The 13,180-nt window shown below is 31.0% G+C and carries 12 protein-coding genes; 7 read left to right on the top strand and 5 right to left on the bottom strand.

Going from position 1 to position 13,180, the window contains the following annotated elements; translation table 11 throughout:
• Positions 1 to 78: 78 nt before the first annotated feature.
• A complete protein-coding gene (locus tag RH81_RS06020; protein WP_033959005.1) occupies positions 79 to 909 on the top strand; it encodes a phytanoyl-CoA dioxygenase family protein in 831 nt (276 codons plus the stop codon).
• On the opposite strand, the gene RH81_RS06015 is transcribed toward RH81_RS06020, so the two are convergent.
• Positions 899 to 2,044 (bottom strand): glycosyltransferase family protein, encoded by a 1,146-nt coding sequence (locus RH81_RS06015; protein WP_033959004.1) that lies wholly within the window; start codon positions 2,042 to 2,044, stop codon positions 899 to 901. The two genes, RH81_RS06020 and RH81_RS06015, sit on opposite strands and share 11 nt — an antisense overlap.
• A gap of 57 nt (positions 2,045 to 2,101) precedes the next feature.
• On the opposite strand from RH81_RS06015, the gene RH81_RS06010 reads away from it, so the two are divergent.
• Positions 2,102 to 2,926, top strand: a complete 825-nt coding sequence (locus tag RH81_RS06010) for a glycosyltransferase family A protein (protein WP_152604796.1) — start codon at positions 2,102 to 2,104, stop codon at positions 2,924 to 2,926.
• A 6-nt stretch (positions 2,927 to 2,932) separates the two neighbouring features.
• The gene (locus tag RH81_RS06005) at positions 2,933 to 3,328 is read left to right on the top strand and encodes a sugar 3,4-ketoisomerase (RefSeq protein ID WP_033959002.1); all 396 of its coding nucleotides are present in this window, start codon (positions 2,933 to 2,935) and stop codon (positions 3,326 to 3,328) included.
• Here RH81_RS06005 and RH81_RS16395 read toward each other — a convergent pair.
• Positions 3,311 to 4,252 (bottom strand): glycosyltransferase family 2 protein, encoded by a 942-nt coding sequence (locus RH81_RS16395; protein ID WP_052172438.1) that lies wholly within the window; start codon positions 4,250 to 4,252, stop codon positions 3,311 to 3,313. The genes RH81_RS06005 and RH81_RS16395 overlap by 18 nt on opposite strands.
• Positions 4,252 to 5,235 carry a glycosyltransferase family 2 protein gene (locus tag RH81_RS05995; protein WP_052172437.1) on the bottom strand — a complete coding sequence of 328 codons (984 nt, stop codon included), beginning with the start codon at positions 5,233 to 5,235 and terminating at the stop codon, positions 4,252 to 4,254. Before RH81_RS05995 ends, RH81_RS16395 begins: the two co-directional genes overlap by 1 nt.
• On the opposite strand from RH81_RS05995, the gene RH81_RS05990 reads away from it, so the two are divergent.
• Positions 5,198 to 6,025, top strand: coding sequence for a 2OG-Fe(II) oxygenase (locus RH81_RS05990; protein WP_033959000.1), 828 nt, complete (start codon positions 5,198 to 5,200; stop codon positions 6,023 to 6,025). The genes RH81_RS05995 and RH81_RS05990 overlap by 38 nt on opposite strands.
• Here RH81_RS05990 and RH81_RS05985 read toward each other — a convergent pair.
• Entirely contained in the window at positions 6,022 to 6,915 is an 894-nt protein-coding gene (locus tag RH81_RS05985; protein ID WP_033958999.1) for a hypothetical protein, read from the bottom strand. The genes RH81_RS05990 and RH81_RS05985 overlap by 4 nt on opposite strands.
• A gap of 107 nt (positions 6,916 to 7,022) precedes the next feature.
• Here RH81_RS05985 and RH81_RS05980 point away from each other — a divergent pair, with 107 nt between their 5' ends.
• On the top strand, positions 7,023 to 8,645 hold the full coding sequence (locus RH81_RS05980) for a hypothetical protein (protein ID WP_033958998.1): 1,623 nt from the start codon (positions 7,023 to 7,025) through the stop codon (positions 8,643 to 8,645).
• Here the strand turns inward: RH81_RS05980 and RH81_RS05975 are convergent.
• A complete protein-coding gene (locus RH81_RS05975) occupies positions 8,642 to 9,325 on the bottom strand; it encodes a cell division ATP-binding protein FtsE (protein WP_033958997.1) in 684 nt (227 codons plus the stop codon). The genes RH81_RS05980 and RH81_RS05975 overlap by 4 nt on opposite strands.
• A 266-nt stretch (positions 9,326 to 9,591) precedes the next feature.
• On the opposite strand from RH81_RS05975, the gene RH81_RS05970 reads away from it, so the two are divergent.
• Both RH81_RS05970 and RH81_RS05965 read left to right on the top strand, forming a co-directional pair.
• A complete protein-coding gene (locus RH81_RS05970) occupies positions 9,592 to 12,615 on the top strand; it encodes a tetratricopeptide repeat protein (RefSeq protein ID WP_033958996.1) in 3,024 nt (1,007 codons plus the stop codon).
• Positions 12,616 to 12,618: 3 nt separating this feature from the next.
• Entirely contained in the window at positions 12,619 to 13,161 is a 543-nt protein-coding gene (locus tag RH81_RS05965; RefSeq protein ID WP_033958994.1) for a T9SS type B sorting domain-containing protein, read from the top strand.
• Positions 13,162 to 13,180 lie beyond the last annotated feature (19 nt).

The raw sequence follows: 13,180 nt of genomic DNA, 5'->3' as shown, positions 1-13,180 counted from the left end.
TTTATTGTTCCAAGTTATGAAAATTAGCACTCTTTATTTTATTAAATTTGACTGAAAATTCATTTAAAGGTAACTAAAATGACCAAAAAAGCGTGTGAATTAATTATAGACCATCAACCTTTTAAATTTAATGTTGAAGGTGAGTTTTTTTGGGGCGAAAATAAACTGCTTTTTAAGGAGCAGGATAATGTTATTTCAAAAATGTCATGGAAAGAAGTAGGTTATGACATTGTAGAAGCCTTTCAAGAAAATCAGTTTTTAAATCTTAAAACATCAATTAAAAAAAATATTATTAATGCGTTTAAATTAAATAATATTGAATTTGATGAAAACACATTTACTTTAGATAAATATCATGAAGTTATTAATTCTGATGCACTTCACAATAAGGTAATTGATGTGACTCGTAATCTTGAAAATTCCGATTTTGATTTTGATATTGACTCCTTAGTAGAAAAATTCGGTAATATTTTGGGATATAAACTGACCTCTTGGGTGGAAGAATTGAAAAAATCTCATATTCAAATACGAATAAGTAGACCGAATTCATTAGATATTAACCCACCACATCGTGATGGCTATTTGAGTTATTGGAAGGATATAATAAACGTCTGGATTCCAATTGAAGGTTGTAATGATAAAGCATCGTTGCCAGTACTTCCAGGAAGTCATTTAATTCCTGAAAACCAAATTTTAAGAACTGAAAGTAAAGGCGCTAAAATTAATGGTAACATATATTATGTGCCTTGTATTTTAGAAACAAGTGAAGGTGTGATAAAGATGATGAGACCGAAAATTAATTATGGGCAAGCCCTTATTTTTTCACCATACCTAATTCACGGTGCTGCAGTAAATCAAAATGAAGATATAACTCGTATTTCTTTAGAATTGAGATTCCCTAGGGCTTAGTTACATTCCACTTTTCAATATAGTTTTTTGTAGCTTTTAAATAGTGATGTTCTTTCTCAACAAACGCTCTGGCATTTTTAGAGATGGTATGAATTTGATCTGGATTAAGGATTAACCACTCTAATTTTTCAGCAATTTTTTTTGCATCAGGTAATGTGTTAATTGCAACAGTATCTTCTTTCAAGTTATAATAGTCTAGCCATTCTTGTTCTGCACCTGTAAAAACAACTTTACCTTTAGCCATGGCCTCTAATGCATTAAATCCTTGGTCGAATGCATACACTTGATCTAGTAAAATGTGACAGTCTTCATAAAGAGTTATGTACTCATCATAAGGAATACTGTAAGTTGTTTTTATCTCTACTTTATCTGCATATTTTTCTTCGATAATTTTTAGAGCTTCAATAAAAAAATGATTCCCTTTTTTATGCATTGCAGACGTGTTTACACCATGAAATATTTTTATCTTTTCATCTATTTTAATAGGAATGTATTCTATTCTATCTGTGTTTATTGGATTTGGAGCCAAACCTAAATACTTTTCATGTCCTACTAACGGAATGTGATAATCCATGTCTGATGCAATCACACCATAACACTGTTTGTAAATGAAATTATGAAGATTAGTAAATTCCTCATTCAAGTATTGTAATTGAAATTGATACGTTTCATATAAGGATTGGTCCTCTAAATAAGGGCTCATTATACTATATCTGAATTTTCCTTCCATCATGTAAGACATACATTGATGATCTATTCCACTTGAAATTAAAACTAACTTTTTATTATACTTAAGAATTTTTTTTAAAAATCGTATTTGATATTTAGGAGCTATACTTAATGCCGATTCATTCATCAACTCTACAACATCAAACCCTTTGAACTTTTTGAGGTGAGATATGGCTTTAAGATATACTTCTAAAGAGCCTAAATCTATTGATGTTAGTTTAAAAAAACCAACTTTAAATTTCTTTAAAATTTTATTGTGAAACGAATGACTAATATTAATGTCAACAGGATAGTTTTTAAACCCATCACCATTACCAACCAGTAAAACTTCATGTCCCAATTTCTCAAGACCTTCTTTCACTGCATTGTGATGTCCACTATACTCTCCAATTAATAATACTCGCATAAAAATATTACTTTTAACAAAAATAAGAATTCATATCAAATAGCCACTTATTCTATAATGTCATTACGTATTGAAATTTTAATATCTACTATGTTTAAGCAGGATTTAGCTTTCTTGCAACCTATGTTTATTCATAACAATATTGATGATTTCGACTTAATTATTGTTAATCAAACAACAGAAGATAAGTTGTTAGTGTCTGATATTCCGAATATTAAAGTCTTCAATTCTTTTAAAAGAGGATCTCCAGCTAGTCGAAACCTTGCTATACAGAATGCCTCAAAAGACATTTGCTTAATGTCTGATGATGATATCGTCTATAAACTTAATTTAAAAAATAGTATTATTGAGGCTTATGAAAATCATCCAAATGCAGCGATGATTTCATTCGAGGCTGTTAATGAATTAGGGAAACTTTACACGAATTATTACCCAGAAGGTGTTCATAATAAAAAGTCACTTAAAAAGATTTATACTTGGGTAATTACATTCAATAGAAAAGCCTTTCGAGAGAATGCTATTTATTTTAATCATTATTTTGGAGTGGGTTCTATATTTAAAGGTGAGACTGAGTATGTGTTTTTACGAAGCGCGTTTGATAAGAATTTATCAATGATTCATATATCTCAAATCATAGTAATGCATCCTAATGAAAGTTCAGGACGACATATGGGAAGTGATAATGCAATTTTTGCTCGAGCAGCTCTTAATTGCAGATTTTATGGTAATTTGAGTTATATTTGGGTGTTCAAGTATGTGTTCTTTTTGATTAGGCATAGCTATATATCATTTAGAGAAATAGTTCCTAAAATTATTACCGGATTTAAGGGTATAAAAGAATACAAGCGTTTAAAACGAAATGATTTAATAGATAAGATTTAAGATAAAATGGGTGTTAAATTAATTCACATACCTAAGGCTCACGATGTGAGAGGAAGTCTAGCTGTAATTGAAGGTGATTGTATCCCTTTTGAAATTAAACGTGTGTATTATCTTTTTGATGTGCCTAGTGATGCGTATCGTGGAGGTCATGCACATAAAGAACAACAATCTTTAATATTAGCATTGAGTGGTAGTTTTGAAGTTATCGTTAATGATGGAAAAAAAAGTGAACGAATTATGCTTAATAAGCCTCATATCGGACTTTATATTCCTACTGGTGTTTGGCGTGAAATTGAAAATTTTTCTTCTGGAGCTGTCTGTTTAGTTCTCGCTTCAACAGAGTATAACGAAAGTGAATATATTAGAGATTACGATATGTTTGTATCATCTAAACAATCTTAAATCAAGATTTAATCGTCTAAGGAAATTTCTTGATTTCAATCCCTGTCTAATTACAGAATTTGGGAGGCTAAATAAAATTTTTTGTAGAGAAGTTAGGTTGTCACTTTTAATATGGCTGAATATGTTTTTGGCTACTGATGAATTATCTTCTAATTTATATTGAATAGCGACTGAATAACGATTTAGATCTAAATATTTTTTTAAACTTTCATTCTGTTTTTCCTGACCTTGAAATTCATTAAAATCTATATGACTTCTAGCAGAGAGCTTTAAATCTGTAATTTTATGGTCTGAGCTTAAGTTATGAATCGCACTTACTGTATTGCTAAACGCTACAGGATATTCTAATGCAATTCTAATCCATAAATCAGTATCTTCTCCTGAGTTATATGCAGTATTAAAGCTGCCAATGGTTTCAAAAGTAGATCTCGGAATCATTACAGCTGAAGTCCAAGCAATACTACTTATTTGACTTGAATAAAAATAATTTTCAACAATGCCTTTCCATGGTGAGTCAGTTGTAATATTTTTAAACTTTGAAGCAATTAAAGTAGAACCATCTTTTTTGTCATAAGACTTACAATACATGCCACAACCTGGAAATTGTTCATGCAAATCTTTAAGATCTTGTAAGTGGTGTTCCAGCCAAATATCATCAGCGTCTAAAAACACGATTAAATCAGAACTTGCTCTTGAAATACCATAGTTTCTTGCTTTAGAAACCCCTTGGTTTTTAGTGCTAAATACATTTAAACGGTTATCAGTTATGGTTTTTAGATTTTCTAAACTATCATCTGTCGAACCATCATTAACAACAATCACCTCAAAATCTACAAAGCTTTGAGACCAGACACTATTAAGTGTGTCTTTAATATGCTTTTCCTTATTATATAAAGGAATGATTATGGAAAAATAGGGTTTCATTAATAGTTTAAATCTTTATAACACATATAACAAATTCTATATAATTGTAAGACCTTCATTGAAGGACGACTGCTTAATAAATTTTGCTTTAACGTCTTTTTAAATGTTTTGTAAACTAAGGAGAATATATAATGTAATCTATATCGTTTCAGTTTAATAAATAAAAGCAATAAGTCATTTTGATGACTTCCAATTTTGTTTGCTTTATGTAATGATAATAAAGTTTCAGCAGCCTTTTCTTTTTTATTTAAATATATAGCACTGGTTTCAATTCCTAAATGATAAACTTCGTTGTCTATATGAAAGACTTTGATTTTTTTCATCTTGAGTAAAGCGGCAAAAAAATTATCAAAACCATATCCTTTTTGCTCTATTTGAGAGTTGATGTCTATGAAGACAGGTTTTTTAATCATGAAATTCGCAGAAATAATAACCTTGTATGGCCTTTTGTTTCTTTGGATGGCACTAATTTGTTCATGTGTTTTTCCGTACTTCCATCGCAGCATATAGTCTGAATCTGGAATGTTTTCATGATATGCAAATCCTCCATAAATTGCCTCATAATCTGAATCAATAAATATGAGATAATTACTAATAAAAGTGTCCAACTTCGGAATTACATCTGCATCCAAAAAAAATAGCCAGTCATAAGTTGCTTTTTTTGCTAGGTATTGCCTAGCATTTGTTCTTCCAAGATTTTCTTTGCTTTTTATATAACTAGTGAAGTCTAAGTTTGAAATGTTATCATTTTCATTAGTCACCTCTGAAGTAGAGGCATCATCCAAGCATATAATTTCAAATGGCACGTTACACAATTGTAATTGCGTATGAACATGAGTCACAAGTGTGACGATATTAGAATTGTATACTGGAATTAATACAGAAATCATGACTGCTAAAATAAGAATTAAAAGCGTTAAATTGCAGTACTCAAAAAAGACAGACATGGATAGTTCTAAATCTAAAGACATTTCTGAACTCATTTACCAAAAGATTAAAGAGAAACAAGACGAGCTAAAAGCGAATTATGATGCTTCTAAATCTCAAATCGGTTTTTTTTATATAGATGATTTACTTCCTGAAAGTCTAGCTAAACAATGTTTTGAAGTCTTTCCAGATATTTCTGAAATGCGAGGTTTAAAAAGTATAAGAGAGTACAAGTATGTTTCTGCACAAATGGATAAACATAATGAGCTTTTAGAGCATGTACTTTACGCTTTTCAAGATTCAAAAATTGTAAACTTAATTGGTGAAATATGTGGCGTTGACTCACTTTATGCTGATGAATCTTTGTATGCTGGAGGTATTTCACAAATGGCTCACAATAATTTTCTTAATCCGCATCTAGACAATTCACATGATGCTGAACGTGAACGCTGGCGAGTTTTAAATTTATTGTATTATGTGACACCAAATTGGAAAACTGAAAATGGAGGTCACCTTGAGCTTTGGCCAAATGGTCCCAAAAAGGAATCAGTTGTTGTAGAAAGTAAGTTTAATAGGTTGGCAGTAATGGCTACACACGATAAATCTTGGCATTCTGTAAATCAAGTCATGGTAGATAGAAGTAGATGCTGTATCTCAAATTACTATTTTAGCGATGAACCTTTAAATGAAACCGATAAGTTTCACGTGACTAAATTTAGAGGACGTCCTGAAGATACATTCACTAACATTATTTTAGATTTAGATGCAAATCTCAGAATGCTAATTCGAAAAGTATTTAAAAAAGGAATTCGTAAAAATCCGCACTTTTATAAAAAGAAGGATTAATCGAATTGTTTTTTATTTCCTTCAAACTTTAAATAAGGATTATCTAAAACATAAGCTTTCCTGTCTCTCTTCAAATCTGATCTATACGGATGATCTAAGACATGAAAATAATAGAGTTGCTTTACCCAATTTGCATTTTTAAAAATACGTTGGTTTTCAAAAAACCTGTGATAACTTAACTGACGTCTTGGTTGTTCTTCATTAAATTCAGAAACGGCAAGCATCTCACCACATTTTTCATTGTGATGCGACATGAAAATATCGTCTAGATAAACATAAGTCAATGGTAGGAAGCAGGTGGCTTCAGCTTTAAGTAACTCAAGCACTTCTTTAGTTGAACTGTAGTAATCTACATCAATAGATACAAAGCCAATAGGTGCATTTTTAGAAATGTTTGTTATGAAGTGAGATACTTTCTCTTTAATTGGACCATAAATAATCGTTGCTTTACCTTTTATTTTTTCTTCCAGTAAATCTTTATTCATCGGGAAATCTCCAGTATTATAATATTCAGGATGATCTCTATAATCAATTGGTTCTGGCATACCTTCACCTGTATCAAATCCATAAATATGAATTTTAACACCAGTCTCTTTTGTTACTTTATTGGCTATGGCGATTAAATTCATTAATCCAGCTCCATTTGCTACACCAAACTCAATAATAGTAATCTCATTGAAACCTCTTAATTTAGCTTGATCAGCTGCATTTAAAAGTCCGAAGGCATGTTGTGGACGAATGACTAAATCATAGGCCACTTTTTTGCGGAAAGAACCAAAAATAAAAACAAATAGCGCTATCACATTTAGATGAAATGGTTCTGTAAGTCGTTGTTTAAACACTTTATTCCAACTGTTTTTTTGAGATAATCGCTTTAATAAAAAACTCATATTTTGTTTTAAATTTATTCAAAGCTAAAACAATAATTTAGATTAAAAATAAACTCTATAGTTTATTGTATTCATACATTTGGTATAGATATTGTCAACATAAGTACATGAAACAAGTTTTAACAATCATATTTGGTATAGGTCTGAGCCTAATTAGTTATGCTCAACAAGAATTTCATGTGTTTCCAAAAGATCATAGCGAAACTCCAGGGACTCAGAATGGAACTGGTGCTATTAATAATCCTTGGGATTTACAAACTGCACTTAGTCAAAAGTCTGATATAGTAAATTCTGAAGATACAATTTGGTTGCATCAAGGCATCTATAAGGGCAGATTTGTGAGTACACTTCAAAGTCTTGAAGCAAATAAGTTTATCACTGTTTCAGCTTTTAAAAATGACAAGGTTATTTTAAATGGAAATGTAAACTCTCCCAATAGACATGTCCTTGAAGTTAAAGGAAAACAAGTCATTTATAAAAACATTGAAATCACCTTTTTAGGAGAATTTTCAAGACATGGCAAAGATGAAAATTTTAAAGTCGTTACAGGCCTTGAACATTCATCTGGTCAAGACTGTCAATTTCTTAACCTTAAAGTTTATAATAATCCAGGACTTGGTGTAGGTTCATGGAAGCAAACTGGAGGTACCCTATTTGATGGCTGTGTTATTTATAATAATGGATACATTTCTAAAGATGGTAGAGGTTTAGGTGAAGGTTTATATACTCAAAATATTAGTAACAAAACGAGAGTCATTCGGAATTGCATCATATTCAATAATTATTATAAAGGCATTGAAGTGTGGTCAGCAAATGCAAATGCTAAAATTGATTATGTAAAAAATTTTGAGATTAAGAACAACGTTATTTTCAATAATGGTAATCCAGCTCAGGAGTTTAAAGACAATCTCATTATTGCTTCAGGAGATAAAAACGGAATTAATATTGCTAAAAACGTAAAGGTTCAAACCAATATTTTCTATCATAATACCGATATTAAAAATGCAGAGATTAATGGTGATGGAGCTTCGTTAACTTTAGGTTTTATTAAATATTCCCCAGTTGAAAATATAATAATCAAAGACAATATTATAATTGGCAGGAATAATGCGCTTCGTATTCTACATGCAAAATCATTAATATTTGAAGGCAATAGAATATACTCAGGTTATGTCAACTTGCAATCTTCAGTACTTGCAAATATTATTGACTGGAAGTTTAAAAACAATGTGTATTACACTAAAAAGAATTCTAGTTTCAGAATTAAAGGCGACAAAGATTATAACCTAGAGAGATGGCAATCTAAATTTGGTTTGGATGAAGAAAGCACTTGGAAAAGCATCAAACAATTTGATATGAAATCGGTTGTTAGTATTACTAAATATCAACATAAAGCTTTGACGTATAAAGTGGTTTTATTTAATGAAGATAGTAAAGATATCATAGCAGATTTTTCTAAACCAGATTTGAAAGCAGGATTAAATTTTAGCATTTATGATGTTGAAAACCCTAATTTAGTTCTGAAAACAGGAATATTACCTGAAGATTTGAAAATAACATTTCCAATGCAGTTATCTGAATTTGAAAAACCAATTCATAATACAGCAGCAGAAAAGACCTTATCTAATTTTGGAGTATTTGTAATTGAATTTGAAGACCAAAGAACTGTTCAGATTTCAGAAGAGAATCCTAATTTCTTTAAACGTTTTTTTAGCTGGTTAGGATTTTAACTTTTACGTTGTACGACTTCAAACACCTTATTTTCATCACATTTCAAAGTTTTACTAGGATATTTTAAGAGCAAAGCATAATCATGTGTAGCCATTAAAATGGTGTTGCCGTTTTTGTTGATATCTCTTAAGACTTCCATAACCTCTATACTAGTTTGAGGGTCGAGGTTACCAGTAGGCTCATCGGCCAATATAAGTTCTGGTTCATTCAATAAAGCTCTTGCTATTGCGATACGCTGTTGTTCTCCTCCAGATAATTCATGAGGAAACTTAAATCCCTTGGTTTTCATAGCCACTTTATCAAGAACGGTTTCTACACGTTCTGCAATTTTAGTCTTGTCTTTCCAACCTGTAGCTTTAAGTACAAATTCTAAGTTACTATTAATCGTACGATCAGGTAATAACTTAAAATCCTGAAATACAATACCCAATTTTCGTCTTAAAAATGGAATCTCACTTTCTTTAAGGGTTCTTAAGTCATAGTCTACAATATGACCTTCACCTTCTGTAAGCTCTAAATCACCATAAAGGGTTTTCATAAAACTACTTTTGCCACTTCCAGTTTTTCCAATGAGGTATACAAAATCACCTTTGTTCATTTCAATATTTACATCAGATAATACCATGTTATCACCTTGATAAATAGAAGCGTTTTTGAGTTGTAAAATAGTTTCAGACATAAAGAAATTTTAAGACTAGTATTCTAATATGTAAATGTATCATAAAAAAAAATCAAATTCCAATTTTCAAAAATCAAATTCTTGAAATTGATAAAGGAATGTGTTTACTGAAAATTTGATGAACATTTATTCTAATGTGTAACGTCGCCTGTAACATAATCTTGTATTTATAGTCCTTTTAATAAGTCTGTTTATAATTATAGCACGATTGTTGCGTTATAGATAGCAGATAAATTATTTTTGACATCAATTAAAAATCGAACCTAATGACTTTCAGAAAACTAAGTATCTTGCTTACTTTTTTGTTGTGCAGTTTATACCTACAAGCACAACAATCTGCCACCTATACAAGTGATTTGGTAGATTATCAAAAAGCACTAACGCTTTATAATAATAAACAGTACCAAGCTGCTCAGTCTTTGTTTGAAGATATAAAGAAGGAAGCTCCTAATGAGACTTTAGAATCAGATTGTACGTATTACATTGCTAATTGTGCTGTGCGTTTAAACCAGCAAAATGCGGATGATTTAATTCAAGACTTTGTAGACACATACCCAACAAGTACAAAACGAAATACTGCATTTTTAGATGTTGCGGATTATTATTTTGCAAATGGTAAATATTCTTATGCAAGAAAGTGGTACGACAAAGTAGATGAAAATAGCATCGCTCGTTCAGATCGTGCTAAATTCAATTTTAATTATGGTTACACATTGTATTCTACAGGAGACGAAACTGGAGCTAATAAATATTTAAATCGTGTAGTTAATTCGAAAGAATACGGTTCACAAGCTAAATATTATATTGGCTTTATGGCATATGAAGGTGACGACTATGATACAGCGAATGAGTATTTTGATCAAGTAAGTGATGAAGAAAAGTACAAAGAGAAGTTATCATATTACCAAGCAGACCTAAACTTTAAACTAGGTAAATTTGAAAAGGCTATTGAGTTAGCTAAAGCTCAAGTAGACAATGGCAGTCCGCAAGAAAAATCACAGTTGTCAAAAATTATTGGAGAGAGTTATTTTAACTTGGAACAATATCCTGAAGCTATTCCATTCTTAAAGGCGTATAAAGGTAAACGTGGACGTTGGAATAATACCGATTATTACCAATTAGGATATGCGTATTACAAACAAAACGATTTTGATAATGCCATTTCAGAATTCAACAAAATTATAGATGGTAACAATGCAGTTGCTCAAAATGCATATTACCATTTAGGTGAAAGTTATATCAATTTAGAAAAGAAACAAGAAGCTTTAAATGCTTTTAGAAATGCGTCTCAAATGGATTATGATTTACAAATTCAAGAAGATGCTTGGTTAAACTACGCCAAGATTAGCTACGAGATTGGAAATCCGTATCAATCGGTTCCTCAAGTTTTGGCAGGTTACTTAGATAAATATCCAGATACTGGTTATAAAGAAGAATTAGAAACTTTATTAATCGACTCTTACATTACGTCAAAAAACTACAAAGAAGCGATTAAACTCTTAAAGGATAAAAAGAGTTTTGAAAACCGTGTAGCATATCAGAAAGTAGCATTTTACAGAGGTATAGAAGTCTATAATGAAGGCGATTATATTGAAGCTAAAAACCTATTTGATTTATCAACCAAAGAAGCAAAAGATCCTGTTTTTACTGCCAGAGCTACATTTTGGAAATCTGAAACAGATTACCACTTAAGTAATTTTGATGATGCTCTCATTGGGTTTAAACAATTCATGCAACAAAGCGAAGCGTCACAAGTTGATGAAATTAATAATATTGATTACAATATAGCTTACACGTATTTCAAACTTAAAAACTATAACCAATCAACGGCAAGTTTTCAAAAGTTTATTGATAATCATAAAGATGATAAATTAAGATTAAATGATGCCTATCTAAGACTAGGTGATGGTCATTTTGTGTCAAGTAATTATAGCATGGCAATTACAGCTTATGATAAAGCAATTGGTATCAATGAAATTGAATCAGATTATGCGTCTTTTCAAAAGACAATGAGCTATGGTTACATTGGACAAGGTTCAAAAAAAATCAAAGGCTTAGACACTTTTATAAAGGATTTTTCAAAATCATCCTTACGTGATGATGCCATGTATGAATTAGCAAATTCGTATGTGAAATCAAATGAGATTGATAAAGCCATGACCATGTATGATAGACTCAATTCAGAATATAGTAATAGCGTTTTCATTCCTAAAGCTTTATTACGTCAAGGGTTATCGTATTACAATACTAACGACAATGAACGAGCCTTAACTAAATTCAAGAAAGTCGCTAGAGATTTTCCATCTACCGAAGAAGCCAATCAGGCAGTGTATACAGCTCGTTTGATTTATATCGATTTGGGACGCGTTGATGAATACGCAGCTTGGGTAAGAACCTTAGATTATGTTGATGTTACAGATGCAGAATTAGATAATACAGCGTACTTAGCAGCAGAGAAGCAATATCTAGATAATAATACAGATAAAGCCATTCGTCAGTTTAATAAGTACTTGAATGAATTTCCAAATGGTATTCACGCTTTAAAATCACATTTCTATATCGCTGAATTGTATTCAAAAAAGCAATTGCCTGAAAATGCACTTTCGCATTATGAATATGTGGTTGCTAAGCAAAAAGGAGAATTTACAGAGCAGGCTATTGTGAAATTATCTGAAATATATCTTAACAATTCTAACTGGAATAAAGCAATTCCGTTATTGAAACGTTTGGAAGGTGAAGCTGATTATCCACAGAATATTACCTATGCACAATCTAATTTGATGAACGCTTATTACCAAATTGAGGAATACAGTGATGCAGTAATATATGCTGAAAAAACATTAAAGAATTCTAAACTGGATAACAAAGTTAAAAGTGATGCTCAAATTATCATAGCGCGTTCTGCTATGAAAACTAGAGATGAAGACAAAGCAAAAACCGCTTATGCTAAGGTTGAAAAAATCGCAAATGGTGTTTTGGCAGCTGAAGCATTATACTACAATGCTTATTTTAAGAATAAGGAAAGTAGCCACGAAGCATCTAATACCGTAGTCCAGAAATTAGCAAAAGACTACAGTAGTTATAAATACTATAGTGCAAAAGGATTAGTGCTAATGGCTAAAAACTATTATGCCTTAGGTGATGCATTTCAAGCCACTTATATTTTGGAAAGTGTAATTACCAACTTTGCCGAATTTGATGATGTGGTAGCAGAAGCTCAAACCGAATTGAACACAATTAAAATAGAAGAAGCAAAAACAAATGCTTCAGTTGAAACCGAACAAAACTAAACTATGAATTTCAAAATTAAATATTTACCCATTTTACTACTAGCATTTACGTTTACATCATGTAATGATGATGACGATAACTCTAAAGAGATAAAAGAAGAAAGCGCCTTTGATGGTTGCTGCTCTCCAGATCCAGCTTTTGGTGCTAATATTAATAATTTAAATGGCTTGCAAGGTGAGATTGTAGTTGAGAATTTGTTTACTCCAAATGGTGACGGAATTATTGATCTTTTAGGAATTGATAATATCGAGTTTTACGAAAATCACACAGTTACCATCTATAACAATGATGATGAGGTAGTTTTTGAGAGTACAAGTTATGGAGAAAATAATGATGAGTCTTTCCCAGTTGGATTTCAAGGAGAAGGTGGTGTTGTTGGAATACTAGACGGAACCTATAAATACAAAATTGTTGTTGTAAATGAACAAACATTTTTGAAATCAGGATTCTTTTGCTTGTTTACAAATAACCCAGGAATAGAACAAAATTTTAGCGAATGTGATCCATTAGCCAATGGCTTCGATCCAATTATTAGTGGACAATAATGTTATCATTCAATCAAAT

Origin of the sequence: Psychroserpens jangbogonensis (assembly GCF_000797465.1) — a bacterium.
Taxonomy (GTDB): Bacteria; Bacteroidota; Bacteroidia; order Flavobacteriales; family Flavobacteriaceae; genus Psychroserpens; species Psychroserpens jangbogonensis.
Note: the sequence above shows the minus strand (reverse complement) of the source record. Positions and strands in the feature narration are given on the sequence as shown.